Here is a 21,100-nt window from a genome sequence, read left to right as displayed (position 1 = left end):
ATCAAGCGGCGGTCGTGGAGGTGGGCGCCCCCTCACAGCCACCGCACAGTCCAGGCTCCGGCGCGCGGAACGCGAGGTCGCACGCGTCGCAGGTCTGGAACGGGTCCGGGCGCGGCGCGGCCGGAGCTGCGGCCGGGAGCGGAGGTGGCAGCAGCTCCGTCAGCCGGTACCGGAGCAACGCAGCCGGGTGGTGCAGCTGCCCGGCGGGCAGCGCGGCCGTCAGCGTCCGCCGCACGGCGTCGGGCGCGACGCCGCGCGCCAGCCAGGCGTCGACGGCCGGCGCGAGGTGGGCGACGTCCCGCTGGGAGAGGATCAGCCGGGGATCGTGACGGCGCAGGCCCGCGAGGAGCACGGCGGGGACGGGAGCGGCCTGTGCCGTGGGCGTGGGCTTCGGCGCCTCGGGTTCGGGATCGGGATCGGGGCATCGTGGGGGCGGCGGCACGGGCTGTGCCGTCGGCCCGGGTGGTGGAGCCTCCGGCACGGGCCGGACCGTCGCCTCCTGCCGCACACGGTCGCGCAGCGCGGGCGGGTTGTTGAACGATTCCGTCGTCGTGATCAGCTGCCCCGAGGGCAGCCGCACCCGCGTACGCCGCAGATACCCGTGCTTTTCAAGCTCGTTGAGCGCGTCCGTGATGCGGTCCTCGCCCTCGGGAAACCGCTCGGCGAGCTTCTTGATCGAGATCCTGGTGCCCGCGCGGAGCGACTGGATGTGGACGGACAGCCCGATCGCCGTCAGCGACAGGCCGCTGTGCTGGGCGAGATGGTTGCCGACCACGACGAAGCGGTCGTTGTGCGGCAGGTTGATGTGCCGGATACCGACCGCGGGAACGGGCGGCGACGCGCACACGGGCGCGTTAAGCTGCGCTACAGCCATGGGGAAGGCCTATCTCTTCCTTGTTGGTGAGGCCCTCGATCGGGATGCCAGTCCCGGCCGGGGGCCGCCGCATTTCTGCGGTTGCTGTGGCTGAGCTTGCACGGCGTAGCGGCATATGCGCCAGTTGAGTTGGGGTGGATCACCCGTCCGAGTGAGTGGGGGTGAGGTGGGGTTGGGAGGGTTCCTTCCCTGGTTCTTCAAGCTTTTTGAAGCGGGGGCTTCGAGGTCCGGGCGAACCGGGACCGGGGAATCCCCGATCCGGCCTTAACGAGATAAATCGCCCTGGCGTGAGCGTGTGGGGCGGGCCACCTGTGGGTGCTAGCGGACGCGTGCGGCGCGCGCGTCCGCGACGAAGTCACCCCAGGCGGCGGCCGCTTAGGGCCGCGACGGCGAGCCGGGGCCCGGCCAGGTCCTTGGAGTCGCGGACGTGCACGGTCGCCGGTTCCGTCGCGACCTCGACGCAGGAGCCTCCCTCGCCGCCAGTGACTGCTCTTGAACCAGTGGAGCCGCTGCTCGGTGTTCATCGCTCCCCCGGCATCTTCTCGACCAGGGCCAGGGACTCCCGGGCGGTTCAGGGCTTGAGACCGAAGAATGCCGTAGCGAGCGGTGATGAGACGGACCTGCTCCGCATCGGTGATCAGCCGTGGATAGCCCTGTACCTCCGTGTAGGCCGGCTGTTGGCGAGCCTCAGCCGTGAGCAGGGTGAACACCCCGTCCACGACGTTGGGATGTTCCTCCCGATCCGTCGGCAGCATGATCTGGAGCTCCACGGTCCGCATACGCCCCACGCGCAGGAGCTGACGCAGCTGATCCTCGTGTACGGCTCGGCCGCCGATCGGCCGCTGCAGCGCAGCCTCCTCCACGATGAAGCTGCACGTAGGCGCCGGTCATCGCTGTCCGGCGCCCTGCGCATCGAGATCTCCGACACCCGTGCCGAACACCTACCGTCCCCCGCCCGCGTCGACTGCCACCGATGCCGAATCCGGCCGCGGCCTGCACCTGGTGGACGCGCCGTCCGACTGTTGTCCGCAGAGCGGACCGGGCACACGCCCAAGAGCGGACCGGGCACCCGCCCACGGGTGGTCCGCCGGAGCGGGAACCTCAGTCGACGAGGTACTTGACCGCGTCGACCAGGTGCGGGCCGTAGCCGAAGGATGTGCCGAGGCGTTCGCACCGCTCGTACACCGCCGGGGACAGCCTCACGGAGTAGGTGCTGGCGGCGCAGATCATGAACCGGAAGGCCAGTTCGGCGCAGACCGTCTCGGCGCACCGCTCCAATGCGTCCTGTGTGGCGCCGAGCGGTGTGTCCCGCCTCCGTTCCGGGCCGAGCAGCCCGATCAGGGCCACCACCTCCGGCGTCCGCCGGAGGTGGTCGACCGCCGCCGGTGTCGTGCCGTGAGGTACGCACGCCGGATACGACGTGCAGGACTCGGCCGCCGCTCCGCGCGACCGCGCGAGCGGGACGACCAGCGACAGTACGTGGTCGACTGAGGCGCGCTCCTCGCCGCCGATCCCCGGGACACCCAGTGCCACGTCCGTGGCCAGCCACAGCAGGTCGAGCTCCGGGCCGTCGAGGCCGGAGTCCCGGAGGCGCAGCAGGTCCTCGATCAGCAGGAGGACAGGGCCCGGATCGCCCTCCCTTCCGTACCACTGGACGATGTGATCCGCCGCCGTTGCGGCGTCGAGAGGCCAGTCGTTGTGGAAGGATCCGCCAAGCGCGGTCACGCCGAAGTCGAAGTGGAGATCGTCCCGCTGCGCCACCGGATCGTGCATTCTTCTGCTCCTCTTACAGCGGGTAGGCGGTCAGCACGTAGAAGCCGCCGGGCTTGTGGCCCTTTTTGGCGGCCAGGATCACGACGTACTCGTTGCTTGTGGTCGGACTGTGTTTGCCGAGGTGGTCCATGCTGTCACCGAGCGAGCCGGTGCCGTACTTGCCCTTGAGCGTGAGCTGCTGCGGCTTGCCCTGCTTGCCCGCGTCCTGCACGAACTTTGTGATGCGGTCCTTGTTCCGGTCGACCAGCTGGTTGACCGCCTTCTGGGCGAGATCGGCGCTCGACCAGCGCGAGTTGGGTGTCGGGATGTCCCGGTTCTTCTTCGTCTTCTTCTTGGCCAGGGCCTCCATCTGCTGCAGGGTGACGTTGACGTGCTCGTCCAGCGTGTGGGCCACGCCCGGGAACATCCGCTCGGCACGCGCCAGGTCGGTGCAGTTGTGGACCAGGACGTCCTGGGCGCCGACCCGCACGTAGTAGCTGTCGATGCCGCTGACGTCGAGGTCGTAGGTGGCCTGCCGGACGGCGGACCGTTCGGTCGCGGTGACAGTGGCCTCGGTGCCCTCGGCGGTGTGCAGGCGGTCGCCCGCGCGCAGCTCGCCCGCCGGGACCCACGCCTGCCGGTCCGCCAGCCAGTAGCGGTGCTGCTCGGTCGACGTGAGGCCGGAGATGTCACCGTCCGCGTCGGCGACCGACAGTCGGACGAACGTCTTGTCGGTGTACTCGGAGGTGTACGGCGTCGACATCACCGGGCGCGGCCGGGTCAGCTCGGCGAACTCGCCGCCCGGGTCGGTCGCGAGGACCTCGTCGCCCGGCCGGATGTCCTCGATCCGCTTGTGCGTGCCATTCGCGAGGAGCACGGGGGTGCCGGCCGGGAAACTGTTGCACTCGAAGACAACATCGGTCTTGCGGGCCTTGGTGATGTCGTCCGGGATGAGCTTGCCACCCAGCTTCAGCCACCGCAGCACGGCGAGGGAACCCAGGGCCCGGTCGAAGCCGTCGACGTGCTCGCCGGTCATCATGTCCTTGCCGGTGATCGCCTCCACGATGCCCTTGCCGTCACCGATGCCCGGCATCAGGCCGAGGATGACGGACATCCGGCGCTGCTGCTCCTCACTGTCCAGGCCGGAGGAGCCGTCGCTCCAGGTCTTGCCGACGTTCGAGAAATCGAACTCGAAGGCCGGGACCTCGCGGAGCTTCTCCGCGGCCTTCTTGATACCGGGGACAACCTTGTTCATGTCGTCGACGGCCTTGTTCGCCTGGCCGACGCCCTCGTTGAGGGTGTCCATGCCCTTGTTGGCCTTGCTGACGGCCTGGTTCAGCTCGCCCAGCGAGGTGTTGATGTCGTCGACGGCATCGTTCATGTCGCCCAGGGCGCGGTTCATCTTCGCGAACCCCGCGTTCATCTGGTCGAGCGCCTTCCCGATCCCGTCGAGACTGTCCTTGACGCCATTGACCGCAGCCTGGAACTTCGGGTCACCGACCAACTGCGCGAGTCCGATGGTCAGCCGGATCAGCAACAGCGTCATCTCGATGATCACGAGGATCGTCTCGATGGTCTCGAGGACGTCCTTGATCAGCTTGTCGATGTCCTTCTGCGCGCCGGCGGCGGCCGCGCGGATCCGCTCCTCGACCTGCTTGCGGTACTCCGGGTCCGCGATCTTGGTCGGGTCCTCCTTGAAGGCCTCCCTCAGTTTCTGGAGGCCCGCGGCTTCCTTCTTCACCGTGCCGAAGTGCTCGACGGTGTCCTTGTGGAGGTAGTGGACGCCGTACGCGAACATGCCCACGCCGGCGCCTACTTTGAGGGCTTTCTGCGCGAAGTCGCGATAGCAGGCCGGCTTCTCCAGCAACGACAGCTTGTCGCAGCCGGAGATTTTGGCGGTGCCCTTGACGATGGCGGCCAGGCGGTCGGTGTCGAGTCTCGCCTCGGCGGCCTCGAGCTGCGCCTCGGCGCGGGTCAGCTTGACGCTCTGTGCGGCGAGCGCGCCGTCCTGCCCCATGCCCAGCGTCAAGAAGACGGCCAGGACGGTGAGCAGGGTGATCGTTCTGAGTGTGAAACGTTGGTACATGTGACGTCCCGTGCCGGAGGCACGGCGTGTGACCGGATGGTCCGTCCGGTGTCGCCGACCTCGATTCCCCCAGGGATCCGAGCAGTGGCGGCCCCTGATTACTGATCAGTAGTCTATGGGGCGAGATGCCGGGCGGAGCGGGCCAGGTCCCCCCGCGAGGCGCCCGCTGGAGGAAGAGCCAGGTCGGATCCGAGGCGACGTCAGTACCACGGCATGGCACGGCCTTACGATGCCTGCACTCCCTCGCCGGCCAGCGGCTGGCCGGCCAGGGGCCGGGACACCAGCTCTTCGACCAGCCGATCACCCACCGCCTTCGACGGGCTCGGGCTCAGCCGGCTCGTCGGCCTCGGTCACGTCTCACTGGTCATCGGTGCATCGTGGTTGAGCGAAAATCGCACCGAGCGATCAACGGTTCCGCGCCCCGGAACGCAGGGTATTCGGCGAGAATGTCGGCAAGCTGGCGCATCTGCCGCCACCGGTGCGGGCTTTGCCGCCCCGTCACCGCCCCGGCCTCGGCCCCAGTGCCGGCGCGTCGATGCCCGCCGTGACGTCGCTCGTCAGCGTCGAGTCCGTCGTCTCCCGCGACGGGTCGTAGGTGCACTCGGCGTGCGCGCCGCCATGGAAGCGGCCGCCGTCCTCGTACCAGTCGAAGACCATGCGGCCTTCGCCTTCGCGCTGCGTGCGCAGCGTCCAGCTGTCGCCGGAGTTGGAGGGGTCGAAGGACACGATCTCCCAGCCCTTGGACTTCAGGTGGTCGCGCAGGCCGCGCAGCGCCGGGAGGGCGTCCGCCTTCGGGACGTCGACGAGTTGCCACTCGTGGTTCAGGCTGTACGCGCCCTCCATCGCGGTGTCGGCCACGCTTTCCAGGCCGTCCGGGTAGCAGGCCGACGCCGAGATCGAGTTGAACTCGCCCGGTTCCACAGTTGCGTCGAAGCCTAGGGCGTCGTAGGCGTCCTGGGAGTTGAACGATTCCGTCGTCGTGATCAGCTGCCCCGAGGGCAGCCGCACCCGCGTACGCCGCAGATACCCGTGCTGTTCAAGCTTGTTGAGCGCGTCCGTGATGCGGTCCTCGCCCTCGGGAAACCGCTCGGCGAGCTTCTTGATCGAGATCCTGGTGCCCGCGCGGAGCGACTGGATGTGGACGGACAGCCCGATCGCCGTCAGCGACAGGCCGCTGTGGTGGGCGAGATGGTTGCCGATCACGACGAAGCGGTCGTTGTGCGGCAGGTTGATGTGCCGGATACCGACCGCGGGAACGGGCGGCGACGCGCACACGGGCGCGTTAAGCTGCGCTACAGCCATGGGGAAGGCCTATCTCTTCCTTGTTGGTGAGGCCCTCGATCGGGATGCCCGTCCCGGCCGGGGGCCGCCGCATTTCTGCGGTTGCTGTGGCTGAGCTTGCACCGCGTCATGGCATATGCGCCAGTTGGGTTGGGGTGCGTCACCCGTCCGAGTGAGCGGAGGGTGGGTGGGGTTGGGCTGTTTCTTTCCCTGGTTCTCAAAGCCTTTTGAAGCGGGGAACTCGGGGACTGGGAAACCCCGATCCGGCCCAACTGTGACAAATCGCTACCATGCGGGCACGCTTGCCCGCCCTGTGAGACCACGTGTGCGCCTCAGCGAGTGGACACGGCCCGCGCGTACGCGACGAAGTCGCCCCAGGCGCCGGACGCGACGGCGAGCCGGGGCCCCGCCAGGTCCTTGGAGTCGCGAACGTGCACGGTCGCCGGTTCCGTCGCGACCTCGACGCAGTCGCCACCCTCGCCGCTGCTGTAGCTGGACTTGAACCAGTGGAGCTGCTCGGCGTTCATCCTTCTCCCAGCATCTTCTCGATCAGGGCAAGGGACTCCCGTGGGGTGAGAGCCCGCGCTCGGATAATCCCATAGCGTTCGGAAAACACCCTGACCTCCTGCGGGTCGGTGATCAGTCGCGGATAGCCGTAGCTCTCGAGATAGGCCACCTGCTGACGTCGCTTCGGGTTGATCAGGTTGAACGAGCCGTCCAGGCTCGGGTGTTCCTCGATCCTGGTCGGTAGCACTTGGAGCTCTACGTTCCGCAGCTCCGCGACGTCGAGCACCCGTCGCAGTTGCTGCCGGAAGACGGCGAGACCTCCGATCGGGCGCTTGAGGACGGCCTCCTCCAACACGTAGCTGAATGTCGGCGCCGGCCAGCGCTCGAAGATCTGCTGTCGGTCGAGCCGGTCCGTCACTCGCTTCTCGATGGTCGTCGTCTCCAGCAATGGCCAGCGTTGCGAGAACAGTGCCCGTGCGTAGTCCTCGGTCTGGAGGAGGCCGTGGATCGCCTCCGTGCTGTACACATGGATCGAGTCCGCCTCGGCTTCGACAGCGGCGTAGTCGCGGAACCAATCCGGATGCCGAGTGCGAGCCTTCGCCTGTGCCTCCCGTACGTCCGGCACCGCCGCCCTCAGCACGCCCCGCGCGTCCAGCAGCTCGTCCGCGCGCTCGAGGAACTCGGGCTGCGGCGTGCGGACGCCGCGTTCCATCGCCGAAATCAGCGCCTCGCCGCAGTGCGTAGCCGCTCCCAGCTCCTTCTGGCTCAGCCCGGCAGCCTCGCGCAGCACCTTGATCTGCTTGCCGAGCGCGCGGAACAGGTGTGTGGTCCCGTCCACCTCGGCCGGCCGCTCCGGCCGCTCGTCGCGTTCCGCGTCCGCCATGCCCCGACCTGCCTCTCGCTCACCGCCCGCACGGGTCACGCCGACGACCCGCACACCGCGACACGCGCACTCGCACAACTACGCTCCGTCGGCCGACAACCCCTGGTCAGGGTAGGCAGAGCCGGACACGCTCGGTGATGTGAATACGGAAACGACCACCTGCAAGGCTGAGTTCGCCCAGCGCTTCACCGCCACCCGTCGCGGCGCACGCCTCGCCCGCCGCCTGGCGGTTCATCAACTCGACGCCTGGGGCTACGGCTACGCCACGGAGACGTCCGAGTCGATGGCCCACATCGTCGCGGAACTGGTGACGAACGCGATCACCCACGGCCGCGTACCGGGCCGCGATTTCGAACTGCGCCTGCTGCTGTGGGAATCGGGCACTTTGCGCATCGAGGTCTCCGACACGCGCGCCGAACGCCTCCCGCCCCTGCCCGAGCCGACCCCCGACACGGAGTCGGGGCGCGGCCTGTTCCTGGTCGCGGCGCTGGCGGACGCATGGGGTGTCACGCCCCGGCAGGTCGGCAAGACTGTCTGGGCGGAGCTGATCCCCTGAATGGGGAATGATGGTGGTGCCGAGTCCGAGGCCGCTGCAAGGTCAGCTGACGCTCATCCCACGATCGGGCCATTGCGCTGTCTCGTCGTAGATGGCGTTGATCTTGCGAGATGCTTTCAGGAACGCATGGTTGATCTTTCCGTCTACGGGTCGCGATCGACGACTCTTCGTGTCCATGGAAAGCCTGTGAGGCACCTCCGTCGTATCGGGGTCAAATGTGTACACGATTGAATCTCTAGATTCGGCCACCTTTGAAAGTGGGCAAAGGAGACCACTTCCTATCCCCTGACTATGGCTTCTTCTCGCCCTCTCCTGGTTCGGGAAGTTCCCCGGTTCTGGCGAGTTCTTGATGCCAGGACTGAAATTCATTCCGGCCGTGCAAATATTCCCCCGGAGCTGTCATCAGGTCACATCCGGCCAAACGGTCCAACGCTCGCCAAATATCGAGCGCTTGAAGCTCGGGGTTGTCTCCTTCCATGGCGAGCAGCGCCCATTCCGACACGTCCTCGCGGGCTTCGTTTCCCTGGCTCAGCGCAAGCATTTTTTGCTCAATTTCACGACGAAGTGTCATAGTTAAAACTTTCCAGTGTAATTTCCGGACTCGTCGAACATGTAGTGGACCTTCTTTCCGCCTGTTACGGATACGTCTGGCCTGACAATCCGCACATTCCCATGCGCGTCCAAGGTTTCATGCCATATTCGCGTCGAATCGGTAGCCGGGTCCCATTCGCGGACAAGACGACGTCCGATCATTTCCCCGGGATTGCGGGCGTGCGATATCTCGCCGTAGAAGCGTATCCTCCCGTCCTCGAGCTCACGATATCCGTCCTTACCGTACTTCTGTAGTTGCTCGTAGAAGCGCTTCTGGCGAGCGTGATCCGCAGCGTTCCCTGCTCCGTGATCTCCTGTTTGCGGGCATCCCTCCAAAGGTGCCAGTCCAAGTGGATCTGTCCAAGCGTAAGGGTTTTCGACGTAGGTGACGGGATTAGGGGCGGGAGTTATGCCAAGTAAGTCAACTGTGAGATAGCGGCCCGTTTCCGGGTCGTAGTGGCGAAAGAAATTATAGTGGAGGCCAGTTTCTGGATCGTGGTATTGCCCGGGGAAACGAAGCGGCACGTGTGCCCGGCTGGTCCTGGCCCAAGTGGTGGTGCCCCAGAGGGTGGTACGGGTGCGCCAGGCAAGGCTCCCAGATTCGTCTATCAATTCGCTTGGGGTTCCTACCAGGTCGGTGACGATGGCGAAGAAGCGCTCGTCGATCGCCGTCTGAGGAATCTCCGCTGCGAGAATCCGTTCGGTCTGGGCCAATGCTCGCCAGTCTTGGTGGTCCCACGTGAGAGCGACGTGGTTCGGCAGTGCCGCCGACGTCGTCAACTGCTCACAGAGAACGGCGCCATCCCATGTGAAGCGGGTCTCCTCTGCGGCGTCACCATCCTTGGCTAGGCGTTGTTTCGAAGTTCGGCGGCCGAGAGCGTCGTATTCGTAGCGCCAGACCGTTCCGTCGGGGGTGGTGACGGAGCGCAGGCGGTTTTCGGTGTCCCATTCGTAGCGCCAGGTGTCGGGTTTGCGGGAGAGGCGGGTTTTCTGGCGGAGGGTGATGCGGCCCAGCGCGTCGTGTTCGTAGCGGATGTTGCCGGCGCGGGTGATGGTGGTGCCGGTGTATTCGCGGGTGCCGACGGCTTCTTGACCGGGGTGGCTCTTGGGCCAGGAGGCTTCGGTCTGGTTGCCTGCTTCGTCGTAGGCGTAGCGCTCGGTCCAGCCTGCGGCGTGTACGGCGGTGACGCGTCCGGCCGGGTCGAGGTCGAAGGTGCGGGTGCCGGTGAGCTGGTCGGTGAGGGCGATCAGGTTGCCGTCGGCGCGGTAGGTGTAGTCGCGGCGCTGGATGCTGCGACCCGCTGTGCCCGTGACGTGTTGGCTGGTGAGGCGGCCGAGTGGGTCGTACTGGTTGGTGAAGGAGACGGTGTCGCCGATGTGGCGGGCGATCTCCTGGCCGGCCGCGTCGTGCTCGAAGGCGATCGTGCGGCCCGAGGTGGTGAGAGAGGTGCGCCGGCCCGCCGCGTCGTAGGTCCAGGAGCTGACGGCGCCGGTGGGGGTGGTGCGGCCGGTGCGGCGGCCGAGGGCGTCGTATGTGTACGACATGGTGCGGCCGTTGACCGTCTCGGAGACGAGGCGGCCGTACCGGTCGCGGAGATAGGTGATGGTGGCGTCCGCGTTGACCGCTTCGGCGAGTTGGTCGGAGAAGTCGTAGGCGAAGGTCGTGATCGCTCCGGCCGCGTCCTTGCGGGTGATGCGGTCCAGTTCGTCCCGCTCGTAGCGGATGGTCTGGCCGAGAGCGTCGGTGCGGGCGACGAGGCGGCCTGCGGCGTCCCGTTCGTAGGCGAGTGGGCGGTTGTCGAAGTCGGTCTCGGATATGAGGTGTCCGGCCGGATCGTACGCGTAGTCCCAGGTCAGGCCCTGCGGGTTGAGTACCTGGGTGAGGCGTAGTTCGTGGTCGTGGGTGAATTCGTAGCGCACGCCGTCCGGGCCGGTGCGGGCGCTGAGCAGGTCGAAGTGGGTGTACTCGAAGTGGGAGACCTGCCCGAGAGCGTCGGTGTGGGTAGTGCAGTTGCCTTCGCCGTCATAGGTCCAGGACTGCTGTGTGCCGTCGGCCTCGGTACGGCGGGCGAGCTTGCCCTCCGGGGTCCATACGAGCCGGGTGGTTGCCCCGAGGGGGTCGGTGAGGGTGACGGGGCGGCCGAACGGGTCGCGTTCGATGCGTGTCACCGCGCCGAGCGGATCGGCGATTTCGACGGGAAGACCCACCGTATTGCTGCGGATACGGCTGGTGTTTCCGAGTGCGTCGGTGACCGAGGTGACGTGGCCGGCTTCGTCGTAGGTGTAGCGGGTGACGGCCCCGGAGGGCGCGGTCACCGAGATCCGGTTGCCCCGCTCGTCGTAGTCCTGGCGGACCGTCGTGCGGTCCGCATTGGTCACGCGGACGGCCAGTCCGAGCTCGTTGTACTGCGCCGACATCTCGCGCCCGTCGGGGCGGACGATCACGGTGGGACGCCCGGCCTCGTCGTACGCGAAGCGCGTGGTGCGGCCGAGCGGGTCGGTACGGCTCAGGAGCCGGTTGTAGCGGTCGCGTTCGTAGCGCGTGACCGCCCCGAGCGGGTCGATTTCCTTGACGACCTGGTGGGCGTCGTTGATGACGAACCGGCTCACGGCACCCGCGGCGGTGGTGGTCGTCGTGACGCGCAGGCCGGTCTCCTCGTCGACACCGTCGTAGTCGAGGCGCAGGGCCATGTGGCCGTCGGCGCCGGATTCGGCGATGCACCGGTCCTGATCGTCGTAGACGTAGTCGTAGCGACTGCCGTTGGTGTCCGTCCAGGAAGTGATGCGGGCGCGCTCGTCGTAGCCGAAACGCAGCGGCAGCCCTGAGGAGTTGGTGACGGTGGTGAGGTTCCCGTCGGTGTAGCCGTAGCGGAGGATCTCCTGGTCGCCGCCGTCCACAGCTCCGCCGGCCAGGGACAAGGCCCTGACCCGCCCCTCGTCCGTGGCGAGCTTCAGGTGGTAGCCACCGCTGTGCACGATCGACGTCGGAGCACCGGCGTCGTCGTACTCGAAAGTGATCCAGTTGCCGTTGCGGTCGTCGATCTGGACGAGCAGCGCCAGGTCGTCGTGACGGGTTGCGAAGTGCCGGACGCGGCCGGTGTCCGGCTCGGTGATCGTGTAGTCGCCGTCGGGGGCGCGGTCGAGCGGCCATCGCGGTCCATGGGTCGGCATGACGGGCACACCCGGAGCCGGGTGGGGATAGGACAGCAGCAGGCCGTCCTCACACACGAACACGACACCCTCGGAGTCGATCTCGAGGCGCTGATCGGCGGTGGAGGCCCAGGAAGGGCCGAACCATCGTCCTGCCCGGTAGCCGGAAGCAACCCGGCGGCGGAAGACGAGCGGCAGTGTGCCGGGCAGGACGATGTCCGTCTGGGGCAGGTACATCGACCCCGTGGCAAGGTCCACCGGGTCGGTGCCCTTGTGCTCCACGGCATCCGGCGTCCGGGCGGGCTTCGCCGCATCCTCCACGCCTTCTCGTGCAGCCGTCTTCGCCCCGGCGGTGACGGCGTCGTTGGCCCCGGCGCGCAGGACGGTCCTCAACGCGCCCGTACCCTTGGTGCCGAGGATTTCGGGGACGAGTCGGCCGAGGAATTCGGAGGGGTCGCCCTTGGCGGCTTCCCAGGCGTTCTTCAGTGCGCGGTCGGGGTTGGCGGCGGTGGAGGCCAGGCCGGCGAGCGTCGTGTTGACGCCCTTCCAGTACTCGGCCGGGTGCGTCAGGTTGTACATGTCGATCGGGGCGATGGAGCGGACGAAGTTGACGATGCCGGCGGTGCCCTTGACGATGCCGCCGCCGAAGTGCGCCAGCTCGATGCCCTGCCCCACGCCCCAGTCCGCGAGTTCCAGCACGGCCTTCTCCCGGCCGGTGGGCTCCTTCGGGGCGTGAGCCAGTGCGGCGTGGACGGCGGTTTTCGCGCTCTCGCCCGCCTCATTACGGGCCGCACGGGCATCGGCGAGGATCTCCTGGGCGCGCTGCCGCTTGGCCGTGCCCGGGTCGGAGAACTCACCGGGATGCGGTAGCGGATTGTCGCCGGTGCGCGCGGCGTTGTAGGCGTCGACCTTCTTGTTGAACGCGTCAACGGCCGTCTTCGAGTCCTTGTTGCCCTCCTTGTACAGGGCGATCGCCTCTTCGGCTTTGCCCTGCGCGCTCACCACCGCCTTGGAAAAGGTCTCCAGCGCCTTCGCTGCGTCCTCGAACGCGTCCGCCGCCCGCAGCCAGTCCGTGGGCAGGGTCTCGAACTTCTCCCTAAACGCCTCGGCGGCCTCGCCCTTCCAGTCACCGGAGTCCAGCCGCTTCATCCCGGCACCGACAAGGCCGAACGCCTTCTGGAAATCGCGCAGGTTCTTCACCGTCGCGGCGATTTCCGCCGGGCGGCCGTGGATCAGCTCGTTGGCCTCCTCACTCTGCCCGAGCTGCTGCTCACCGACCTCGGCCCCGAGCGAGGACGCGGTCTCGTCCCCCCAGTCCTCGACCACCTCAGCCAGTCCGTCATGACCGTAGTGCCGCAAGCCTTCCCCGGCCTTGTCGGTCACATAGTCGACACCCTCACCGACAAGCTCCTTGCCCTTGTCGACGCCGTCGCTGAACTTGTCGACTGCCTTGTCGGCCAACCCTCCCCAGTCCACCATCAGCGACTCTCCCCCCACCGCGGCTCTTCAGCCTGCGCGACGATCTCCTCGGACGGATCGAACAAGTCCCGGTACTGCTCGTCCATCCGCTCCCGCATCGCAGGGTCCAGCAGACCCGAGCGCTCCATCGAATCCATCTGCGCGTCCATCACGTCATAACCGGTGTCCTTCCACGTCTGCTTGACCTCGGCATGCGCCTGGGAAAACGACTCCTTGCTCCAGTCCGCGTTGTCCCACGCATGCTGGTCACGGATCGTGTCCCACCGCATCTGCTTGACCTCGTCCTCCGACAGATGCGGATTCCCGTTCACCGAGTTCACGCCGATCTTGATCGTGTCCTTGATGTACTGCTCCTGCTCCGCGAACGACCCCGCCGACAGGCCCACCCCCTGCGCGAAAGCGTTCCCGCGCAGCGTCAGCGCCCGCACCCCCCACTCCCAGCGGTTGCAGAACGTCTCGAACTCCGCCGTCAAACCGCCATGCCCCAACTCCAGCCCCGACAAGGCGAGATCCGAAAACCCCCGCCCTACGGACGCCTCACCGATCATGCCGAGCTCCTTCAGCTCCGCATGCGCAAGGTTGATCCCCGCCGCGATCGCCGCCAACGCCACCGGCGGCGCCGCCAGATCAGCATCCTCCCCGCTCACTGCATCCCCCCGAGATCAACCGCCACCGCATCCGGCACCACACCCACAACCGGCGGAAACACCATGCCCTCGTCACTGCCCGCATCCAGCGCCACACCCGCCGGAGAAGGCAGCATCGGCACCATCACGTCCAACAACCGCGCACCCAAAACAGTGCGGTACTCCCACTCCCGCCCCGCATCCCCCTGCGCCCGCGCGAACCGGGCCAACGCCTCCTCGTCAGAGAACGCACAGATCCACCGCACCCCGTTGAAATCCGCCGTCCACAGACTCCCCAGCGCATCGAACGGCACCAGCACCGCCGCACGCCGGAATTCCCCCAGCAACACCGCAAACCGACGCCGCGCAACAGCAACCTCATCCACCGGCCCAGCACTGGAAGCAGCAGGCGCAGACGCAGCCGGCTCTGCCGGAGGCTGCTCCGTCGCGGGCCAATCGGCCAACTCCGCAAGCCTCGTGAGGCGTTCAGGCCTCGATATGTCGTCCCCGTTGTCACTCACCCGGAGATGCTTTCACGATCACTTTCTCGCCAGCAACGATCAAATCTGGGCAAGTTGGCGCATCTGTCGCCACCGGTGCGGGCTTTGCCGCCCCGTCACCGCCCCGACCTCGGCCCCAGCGTCGGCGCGTCGATGCCCGCCGTGACGTCGCTCGTCAGCGTCGAGTCCGTCGTCTCCCGCGACGGGTCGTAGGTGCACTCGGCGTGCGCGCCGCCATAGAAGCGGCCGCCGTCCTCGTACCAGTCGAAGACCATGCGGCCTTCGCCTTCGCGCTGCGTGCGCAGCGTCCAGCTGTCGCCGGAAGGGGAGGGGTCGAAGGACACGATCTCCCAGCCCTTGGACTTCAGGTGGTCGCGCAGGCCGCGCAGCGCCGGGAGGGCGTCCGCCTTCGGGACGTCGACGAGTTGCCACTCGTGGTTCAGGCTGTACGCGCCCTCCACCGCGGTGTCGGCCACGCTTTCCAGGCCGTCCGGGTAGCAGGCCGACGCCGAGATCGAGTTGAACTCGCCCGGTTCCACAGTTGCGTCGAAGCCTAGGGCGTCGTAGGCGTCCTGGGAGTGGGCGGTGGTGCGGGCCGCCATCTCTTCCGGGGAGACGTGCGGGTAGTCCTCCGGCGTCGCTCGCTGGACGCCGTACGTCACCATCAGGCCGAGCACGAACAGCACAGGGATCCCGATCAGCGCGGCAACGGTCAGGCCGAGGGCTTTGGCCACGGAGGCACCGGTGCCGCCGCCGGGCGGGGTCAGGGTCGGGGACTGCTTGAGATCGTCGGTCACGGAGGTGACGTTACGAGGGCGGCAGGTCCGCCACATCGGGTGCCGGGCTCAGGGACGGTAGGCGCACGTACTCAGCCGCGGGCCGGCCGAAGCCCGTCCGCGGGTGAGCCGGTCCCGGCCACCGCCCCGGCCCGGTTGTCCGCGGGCGCTCGTATGCTCGACGCATGACCGATCACCAGGGCGGACAGCACGCAGCACGGCCCACCGAGAACGCCATGCGGCGCGCGCTCAAGCGGGCGAGGGACGGGGTCGCCCTCGACGTGGCCGAAGCCGCCGTGTTGTTGCAGGCCAGGGGCGGCGACCTGGAGGACCTGGCCGCGTCCGCCGGCCGCGTGCGGGACGCGGGGCTCGAGGCCGCCGGGCGGGCCGGGATCATCACGTACTCGAAGAGCGTCTTCATTCCGCTCACCCGCCTGTGCCGCGACAAGTGCCACTACTGCACCTTCGCCACCGTGCCCGGCAAGCTGCGCCGTGCGCGGGCTACGGAGGGGGCACCTCCCGCCTCGAAGAGTGCGGGGGCGTTCATGTCGCCGGACGAGGTCCTGGAGATCGCGCGGCGCGGCGCGGAAAGGGGCTGCAAGGAAGCGCTGATCACGCTCGGGGACAAGCCGGAGGACCGCTGGCCGGAGGCCCGGGAGTGGCTCGACGCCCACGGGTACGACGACACGATCGCGTACGTGCGGGCCATGGCGATCCGGATCCTGGAGGAGACCGGGCTGCTGCCCCACCTCAATCCCGGGGTCATGTCGTGGACCGACTTCCAGCGGCTCAAGCCCGTCGCGCCGTCCATGGGCATGATGCTGGAGACGACGGCGACCCGGCTGTGGAGCGAGCCGGGCGGGCCGCACCACGGTTCGCCCGACAAGGAGCCGGCCGTCCGGCTGCGGGTGCTGGAGGACGCCGGGCGGACGAACGTGCCGTTCACCAGCGGGCTGCTGATCGGGATCGGGGAGACGTACGAGGAGCGGGCCGAGTCGCTGTTCGCGCTGCGCCGCATCTCCCGTGCGTACCACGGCATCCAGGAGCTGATCCTGCAGAACTTCCGCGCCAAGCCGGACACGGCCATGCGCGGAATGCCGGACGCCGAGCTGGACGAGCTCGTCGCGACCGTTGCCGTCGCCCGGCACATCATGGGGCCCGCCGCCTGTCTCCAGGCCCCGCCGAACCTGGTGGACGCCGAGTACGCGCGGCTCATCCGCGCCGGTATCGACGACTGGGGCGGGGTGTCCCCCCTGACGCCCGACCACGTCAACCCCGAGCGGCCCTGGCCGCAGATCGACGAGCTTGCGGAGAAGTCGGCGGCGGAGGGCTTCGAGCTGCGTGAACGGCTCTGCGTGTACCCGGAGTTCGTGCAGCGCGGTGAGCCGTGGCTCGACCCGCGGCTGCTGCCGCACGTACGGGCGCTGGCCGACCCGGAGACCGGCCTCGCCGACACGGACGCGCTCCCCGCGGGGTTGCCGTGGCAGGAGCCCGACGAGGGGTTTACCGCCACCGGGCGGACCGACCTGCACCGGACCATCGACACCGAGGGCCGCACGCACGACCGCCGTGACGACTTCGACGCCGTCTACGGCGACTGGGACGCGCTGCGCGAGGCCGCAGCGCCCGGCATGGTGCCGCAGCGCATCGACACGGACGTGCGGCAGGCGCTCGGGCAGGCCGCCGACGACCCGACGAAGCTCACCGACGACGAGGCCCTCGCCCTCCTGCACGCCGACGGTCCCGCCCTCGACGCCCTCACCCGCATCGCCGACGAGCTCCGCCGGTCGGTCGTCGGTGACGATGTCACGTACATCGTCACGCGGAACATCAACTTCACCAACGTCTGCTATACCGGCTGCCGGTTCTGCGCCTTCGCCCAGCGGCGCACGGACGCCGACGCGTACACGCTGTCGCTGAGCCAGGTCGCGGACCGTGCCGAGCAGGCGTGGGACGTCGGTGCCGTCGAGGTGTGCATGCAGGGCGGCATCCACCCCGACCTGCCCGGCACCGCGTACTTCGACATCGCCCGGGCCGTCAAGGAACGCGTCCCCGGCATGCACGTGCACGCCTTCTCGCCGATGGAGGTCGTCAACGGGGCCAGCCGCACCGGCATGTCGATCCGGGAGTGGCTGACGGCGGCGAAGGAGGCGGGACTCGACTCGATCCCCGGCACCGCCGCCGAGATCCTCGACGACGAGGTCCGCTGGGTCCTCACCAAGGGCAAGCTGCCCACGGCGACGTGGATCGAGGTCGTGAAGACGGCGCACGAGCTCGGCATCCGCTCGTCGTCCACGATGATGTACGGGCATGTGGACCAGCCCCGGCACTGGCTCGGCCACTTCCGCACGCTCGCCCGGATCCAGCAGGAGACCGGTGGTTTCACCGAGTTCGTGACACTGCCGTTCATCCACACCAACGCACCGGTGTATCTGGCGGGGATCGCCCGGCCCGGGCCGACGACCCGCGACAACAGGGCCGTCACGGCGATGGCCCGCGTCCTGCTCCATCCGCACATCGCCAATATCCAGACAAGCTGGGTCAAGCTGGGCGCGGAGGGTGCGGCGGAGATGCTCCGCTCCGGGGCCAACGACCTCGGCGGCACGCTGATGGAGGAGACCATTTCACGTATGGCGGGCTCGAGTTACGGCTCGTACCGCTCCGTGCGCGATCTGACCGCCATCGCGGAGGCCGCCGGCCGTCCGTCCAGGCCGCGCACGACCCTGTACGGGGAGGTCCCGGCGGAACGGCAACAGACGGCGAGCGCTTCCGACGGACATCTGCCGGAGTTGCTCCCGCTGCTGCCGGACTGAGCGGTGGGAGGGGCCGGTCGGTAGGTGTCAGCTTTCGGAGTCGGCTGCGCTGATGTCCGAAGTCGCCTGCTCACGATCATGAGTTGATTGAGCAGTCATTTCGGCATGGCGTCCTTGCCGTCCTGGGCGCAGGGCTTCCAGGAGCCGGCCGGGAGGCGGCATCCGAGGGTTCCTGCTCGCTGAGGCGTTCGATGGTGACGGCGATCGCGACGCGTGCACCCGTCGGCGGCAGCTCAGTCGGCCCGGGATGAGCGACACCGTCGTGATCGAGGACACCTACTGGCGCGCCAGTCCGTGGCGGTCGGCCCAGGCGTTGATCGCCGCGGCCAGCTCCTCGGGGCGGTCCTCCGGGGAGTGGTGGCCGGCCAGGCCGTGGCGGGAGACCTCCAGGCCCGTGATGTTCTCCTCGCACCAGGCCACGGCCCTTCGGTCGGTCATCGCGCCCGGGCCCGGCTCGAACGCAACGAGCAGCTTGGGGACTTCGGGGCTGGCGTCCAGCCAGGCGTCGTAGCGCTCGACGCGGGCGACGACGTCGGCGGGCTCGCCGTCCAGGGGCATCATGCGCGCCCATGCCAGGATCGGGCGGCGGCTCTCGGGGGTCGGGTAGGGGTGGCGGTAGGTGTCGAGGTCGGCGGGGTCGATCGCAGTGGCGACGGTGGCCGGGAACCCCTCGATGAAGAACGACTTCTCAAGGATCAGCTCCTCTCCCAGCCCAGGCGTCTTCAGCTGGGTGAACAGCTCCCGCCCCGCCGCCGGGAACTCGTCCCCGACGAGCGGCTTGACGATCGTCTCCGTGAAGGCCAGCCCGAGGACGCGGCCCGGGAGGCGGGCGGCACGGTCGAAGGCGAGCGCGCCGCCCCAGTCGTGGCCGATGAGGACGGCCTCGTCGAGGCCGAGGGCGTCGAACCAGGCATCGAGGTAGCGGGCGTGGTCGTCGAAGGAGTAGACGAGGTCGGGCTTGCCGGAGTCGCCCATGCCGATGAGGTCGGGGGCCAGCAGGCGGCGGCCGGGCGCGGCGATGCCAGGGAGGACGTTCCGCCACAGGTGGGAGGAGGTGGGGTTGCCGTGGAGGAAGACGAACGGCAGCCCGTCGGGGTCGCCGGACTCGCGGTAGTGAAGGGTGGACTTCAGGACGGGGAGGGTGGGCATCGCGGTGTCACTTCGCTTTCAGTACGGGGGGATTCAGAGGTTGAGGTTCAGGACGCGGTCGACGGCGATCTCGACGACGACCAGGTCCGGCAGGGCGGGCGGGGCCGCGCGGTAGCGGACGGTGTAGCGGCGGACCGCCTCGGCCAGGCGCGATGGGTCGTCGGTGACGGCGGCCCTGCCTTCGAGGGTGACCCAGCGGAAGCCGTCCGCCTGGCAGAGCGCGACGCGGGCCGCCGGGCCGCCCGCCGCCACGTTCCGGGCCTTGCGGGCTCCCGCCCGGGTAGTCACACGGGCCAGGCCGGTGGTCGCGTCGAAGGTGAAGCGGACGGGGGTGACGTGCGGGGTGCCGTCGGGGCGAAGGGTGGTGAAGGCAGCCGTGTGGGGGCGAGTGAAGAACGCCTGGGTGGTAGCCGGGAGTCCGGCGGTCGCCCGGCTCACTTCTTCTTCACGCCCTCGTTCCAGATCAGCTTGGCGATGTTCGGTTTCACGGCCGTGGTGATGACGCCCATGGCCGTACGGACGTACCGCCGCTCCTCCAATTCGCGCAACATGCTCGCGGCGAGGTCCACGCGGGCGGTGAAGACGCCGTCGGCGCTGGTCTCGGCGGTGTGGTAATCCGTGACGACGGGGTGGTCGAAGAGGCCCGAGGGCCGGACGAGGGTCCAGTCAAGGCCCGTCTGACGGATCACGGCCTCCATGCGGCGCATGTCCTCGTGGAGGGTGCGGCCGAGGCGCCGGTTCACCAGCGGGTCGAGCACATGGTTGAAGAAGTGCGCGCCGGTGGGGCGCCAGTTGGGGTCGGCGATGCTGGAGCTGACGGCGAGCAGCCGCGTGATGCCGTGGCGGGCCATGGCTCCGGTGATGACGGTGGCGCTCGCCGAGTACGTGGTGATGGTCTCGTTGCTGAAACGCGCGCCCAGCGCGGACAGGACGGCGTCACTCCCGCCGATCGCCGCGTCGACGGCCGCCGGGTCGGTGGCGTCGGCGACGGCCACGGTGAGGCCGGGCCGTGCGAGGAGGGAGCCGGGGCGGCGGGTCACGGCGACGACCTCGTGGCCGGTTGCGAGGGCTTGTCCGGTGAGGTGGCGGCCGGTCGGTCCATTGGCGCCGAAGACTGCGATACGCATGGTGTCGGGGCATCCCTTCGTGTGGTTCCGGGAACGCCCTTGACTGTGCCGATCACGAAACGCAGGCTCAACGCTGATGAATAACGCCGTCCCTGCCCCTGTGCGCACCCGAGGCCGCCCCCGCGGCAACCCGCCGACCCGCGAGTCGATTGTCTCGGCGGCCCGTGCGCTGTTCCTGGAGCGCGGCTACCGGCGCACCACCCTGCGCGCGGTGGCCGGGGCCGCCGGGGTCGACCCGGCGCTGATCGCGTACCACTTCGGCTCGAAGAAGGGCCTGTTCGCAGACGTGATGCAGTTCCAGTGCGCCAATGCACTGGCGGTGGACGACGTCCTCGGCGGCGACCCGGCCACCCTCCCCGACCGCCTGATCGACGCGGTGACGGACCTGTGGGAGGACGCCGACTTCCTCCAGCTCACCACCCAGGGCGAACAGGCCGCCAAGGTGATCCGCGAATACCTGGAACATGAGCTGCTGGCCCGGCTTGCTGAATTTCTCGGCGGCCGGGACGCGACCGCCCGCGCCACGGCCGTGGTGACGATCCTCGGCGGCCTCATCTACACCCGCTACCTCAACCCCCTCCCCACCCCCGCCGCCCTCACCCCGTCCGAGACCCGCCACATCCTCACCCCGGCGCTGCGCGCGGCGCTGACCTCGAGGCCGCGCACCGCGGCAACCGCCACAGCAGGCCGTCGGGGCTCGCCGACCTCCGGCGAGCACTGCGGAACGCCAACCGGAAACTGAACGAGGACAACGAACGGCTCGCAACGAACTCGCCATGGCCTCGGACAGCTCCGCGACCTCCGCCGAGACATCCCCGCCTCACGCGGCCAGGTACTGTCCGGCCGATCATGACGGCCCGACCGCCAGACGGCCTGACGGGCATAGGGGATCATGCCCTGCGCCGCTCCCCTACGGCTCGTCCTGGCGGTTCCCGGATTCGAAGGCCGTG

At 68.6% G+C, this 21,100-nt stretch carries 18 protein-coding genes and 1 pseudogene; 3 read left to right on the top strand and 16 right to left on the bottom strand.

From position 1 onward, the window contains the following. Position 1: 1 nt before the first annotated feature. The 8 genes and pseudogenes from ACZ4SA_RS03820 to ACZ4SA_RS03785 form a co-directional block, all read right to left on the bottom strand. The gene (locus tag ACZ4SA_RS03820; RefSeq protein WP_468269467.1) at positions 2-874 is read right to left on the bottom strand and encodes a helix-turn-helix domain-containing protein; all 873 of its coding nucleotides are present in this window, start codon (positions 872-874) and stop codon (positions 2-4) included. Between the two features lie 355 nt (positions 875-1,229). After that, a complete protein-coding gene (locus tag ACZ4SA_RS03815; protein ID WP_468269824.1) occupies positions 1,230-1,307 on the bottom strand; it encodes a hypothetical protein in 78 nt (25 codons plus the stop codon). A 196-nt stretch (positions 1,308-1,503) separates the two neighbouring features. Next, a pseudogene (locus ACZ4SA_RS03810) lies at positions 1,504-1,737 on the bottom strand (Scr1 family TA system antitoxin-like transcriptional regulator); the annotation flags it as partial. A gap of 238 nt (positions 1,738-1,975) precedes the next feature. Further along, complete coding sequence (locus tag ACZ4SA_RS03805) at positions 1,976-2,647, bottom strand: hypothetical protein (protein WP_468269465.1); 672 nt, start codon at positions 2,645-2,647, stop codon at positions 1,976-1,978. Positions 2,648-2,660: 13 nt separating this feature from the next. After that, positions 2,661-4,712: a pre-toxin TG domain-containing protein gene (locus ACZ4SA_RS03800; RefSeq protein ID WP_468269463.1), complete on the bottom strand. Its 2,052-nt coding sequence runs from the start codon at positions 4,710-4,712 to the stop codon at positions 2,661-2,663. Positions 4,713-5,210: 498 nt separating this feature from the next. After that, the gene (locus tag ACZ4SA_RS03795; protein ID WP_468269461.1) at positions 5,211-6,014 is read right to left on the bottom strand and encodes a hypothetical protein; all 804 of its coding nucleotides are present in this window, start codon (positions 6,012-6,014) and stop codon (positions 5,211-5,213) included. 311 nt (positions 6,015-6,325) lie between these two features. Continuing rightward, a complete protein-coding gene (locus ACZ4SA_RS03790) occupies positions 6,326-6,520 on the bottom strand; it encodes a DUF397 domain-containing protein (protein ID WP_468269459.1) in 195 nt (64 codons plus the stop codon). Continuing rightward, the gene (locus ACZ4SA_RS03785) at positions 6,517-7,383 is read right to left on the bottom strand and encodes a helix-turn-helix domain-containing protein (RefSeq protein WP_468269457.1); all 867 of its coding nucleotides are present in this window, start codon (positions 7,381-7,383) and stop codon (positions 6,517-6,519) included. Before ACZ4SA_RS03785 ends, ACZ4SA_RS03790 begins: the two co-directional genes overlap by 4 nt. Before the next feature lie 139 nt (positions 7,384-7,522). Here ACZ4SA_RS03785 and ACZ4SA_RS03780 point away from each other — a divergent pair, with 139 nt between their 5' ends. Further along, positions 7,523-7,939: an ATP-binding protein gene (locus ACZ4SA_RS03780; RefSeq protein WP_468269455.1), complete on the top strand. Its 417-nt coding sequence runs from the start codon at positions 7,523-7,525 to the stop codon at positions 7,937-7,939. Between the two features lie 289 nt (positions 7,940-8,228). Here the strand turns inward: ACZ4SA_RS03780 and ACZ4SA_RS03775 are convergent, their stop codons facing one another. The 5 genes from ACZ4SA_RS03775 to ACZ4SA_RS03755 all read right to left on the bottom strand — a co-directional run bounded on the left by ACZ4SA_RS03775 (position 8,229) and on the right by ACZ4SA_RS03755 (position 15,082). Beyond that, positions 8,229-8,510 (bottom strand): DNA-binding protein, encoded by a 282-nt coding sequence (locus ACZ4SA_RS03775; protein ID WP_468269453.1) that lies wholly within the window; start codon positions 8,508-8,510, stop codon positions 8,229-8,231. Positions 8,511-8,512: 2 nt separating this feature from the next. Beyond that, complete coding sequence (locus ACZ4SA_RS03770; RefSeq protein WP_468269451.1) at positions 8,513-13,159, bottom strand: putative T7SS-secreted protein; 4,647 nt, start codon at positions 13,157-13,159, stop codon at positions 8,513-8,515. Further along, positions 13,159-13,806 (bottom strand): hypothetical protein, encoded by a 648-nt coding sequence (locus tag ACZ4SA_RS03765; RefSeq protein ID WP_468269449.1) that lies wholly within the window; start codon positions 13,804-13,806, stop codon positions 13,159-13,161. Before ACZ4SA_RS03765 ends, ACZ4SA_RS03770 begins: the two co-directional genes overlap by 1 nt. Next, entirely contained in the window at positions 13,803-14,306 is a 504-nt protein-coding gene (locus ACZ4SA_RS03760) for an SseB family protein (protein WP_468269447.1), read from the bottom strand. The genes ACZ4SA_RS03765 and ACZ4SA_RS03760 overlap by 4 nt, the downstream gene beginning before the upstream one ends. A 95-nt stretch (positions 14,307-14,401) precedes the next feature. Beyond that, on the bottom strand, positions 14,402-15,082 hold the full coding sequence (locus ACZ4SA_RS03755; RefSeq protein ID WP_468269445.1) for a hypothetical protein: 681 nt from the start codon (positions 15,080-15,082) through the stop codon (positions 14,402-14,404). Positions 15,083-15,246: 164 nt separating this feature from the next. On the opposite strand from ACZ4SA_RS03755, the gene ACZ4SA_RS03750 reads away from it, so the two are divergent. Next, complete coding sequence (locus ACZ4SA_RS03750; protein ID WP_468269443.1) at positions 15,247-17,874, top strand: bifunctional FO biosynthesis protein CofGH; 2,628 nt, start codon at positions 15,247-15,249, stop codon at positions 17,872-17,874. Between the two features lie 276 nt (positions 17,875-18,150). Here ACZ4SA_RS03750 and ACZ4SA_RS03745 read toward each other — a convergent pair whose 3' ends face one another. From ACZ4SA_RS03745 to ACZ4SA_RS03735, 3 genes are read right to left on the bottom strand one after another with little or no spacing between them, the layout of a single operon-like run. Beyond that, positions 18,151-19,023 (bottom strand): haloalkane dehalogenase, encoded by an 873-nt coding sequence (locus ACZ4SA_RS03745; RefSeq protein WP_468269441.1) that lies wholly within the window; start codon positions 19,021-19,023, stop codon positions 18,151-18,153. A 33-nt stretch (positions 19,024-19,056) separates the two neighbouring features. After that, positions 19,057-19,461, bottom strand: coding sequence for a pyridoxamine 5'-phosphate oxidase family protein (locus tag ACZ4SA_RS03740; protein ID WP_468269439.1), 405 nt, complete (start codon positions 19,459-19,461; stop codon positions 19,057-19,059). Beyond that, the gene (locus tag ACZ4SA_RS03735; RefSeq protein WP_468269437.1) at positions 19,458-20,150 is read right to left on the bottom strand and encodes an NAD(P)-dependent oxidoreductase; all 693 of its coding nucleotides are present in this window, start codon (positions 20,148-20,150) and stop codon (positions 19,458-19,460) included. Before ACZ4SA_RS03735 ends, ACZ4SA_RS03740 begins: the two co-directional genes overlap by 4 nt. Positions 20,151-20,226: 76 nt before the next feature. Between ACZ4SA_RS03735 and ACZ4SA_RS03730 the strand changes: the two genes are divergently transcribed. Continuing rightward, a complete protein-coding gene (locus tag ACZ4SA_RS03730) occupies positions 20,227-20,892 on the top strand; it encodes a TetR/AcrR family transcriptional regulator (RefSeq protein WP_468269435.1) in 666 nt (221 codons plus the stop codon). Positions 20,893-21,100 lie beyond the last annotated feature (208 nt).

The organism is Streptomyces sp. NPDC027962 (genome assembly GCF_055566095.1).
This window is presented reverse-complemented; position numbering and strand designations above follow the sequence as displayed.

Coding starts and splice junctions, on each gene's coding strand:
- ACZ4SA_RS03820 (WP_468269467.1), bottom strand. CDS start 874: ATGGCTGTAGCGCAGCTTAACGCGCCCGTGTGCGCGTCGCCGCCCGTT.
- ACZ4SA_RS03735 (WP_468269437.1), bottom strand. CDS start 20,150: ATGCGTATCGCAGTCTTCGGCGCCAATGGACCGACCGGCCGCCACCTC.
- ACZ4SA_RS03790 (WP_468269459.1), bottom strand. CDS start 6,520: ATGAACGCCGAGCAGCTCCACTGGTTCAAGTCCAGCTACAGCAGCGGC.
- ACZ4SA_RS03795 (WP_468269461.1), bottom strand. CDS start 6,014: ATGGCTGTAGCGCAGCTTAACGCGCCCGTGTGCGCGTCGCCGCCCGTT.
- ACZ4SA_RS03770 (WP_468269451.1), bottom strand. CDS start 13,159: ATGGTGGACTGGGGAGGGTTGGCCGACAAGGCAGTCGACAAGTTCAGC.
- ACZ4SA_RS03800 (WP_468269463.1), bottom strand. CDS start 4,712: ATGTACCAACGTTTCACACTCAGAACGATCACCCTGCTCACCGTCCTG.
- ACZ4SA_RS03750 (WP_468269443.1), top strand. CDS start 15,247: ATGACCGATCACCAGGGCGGACAGCACGCAGCACGGCCCACCGAGAAC.
- ACZ4SA_RS03785 (WP_468269457.1), bottom strand. CDS start 7,383: ATGGCGGACGCGGAACGCGACGAGCGGCCGGAGCGGCCGGCCGAGGTG.
- ACZ4SA_RS03745 (WP_468269441.1), bottom strand. CDS start 19,023: ATGCCCACCCTCCCCGTCCTGAAGTCCACCCTTCACTACCGCGAGTCC.
- ACZ4SA_RS03805 (WP_468269465.1), bottom strand. CDS start 2,647: ATGCACGATCCGGTGGCGCAGCGGGACGATCTCCACTTCGACTTCGGC.
- ACZ4SA_RS03730 (WP_468269435.1), top strand. CDS start 20,227: ATGAATAACGCCGTCCCTGCCCCTGTGCGCACCCGAGGCCGCCCCCGC.
- ACZ4SA_RS03775 (WP_468269453.1), bottom strand. CDS start 8,510: ATGACACTTCGTCGTGAAATTGAGCAAAAAATGCTTGCGCTGAGCCAG.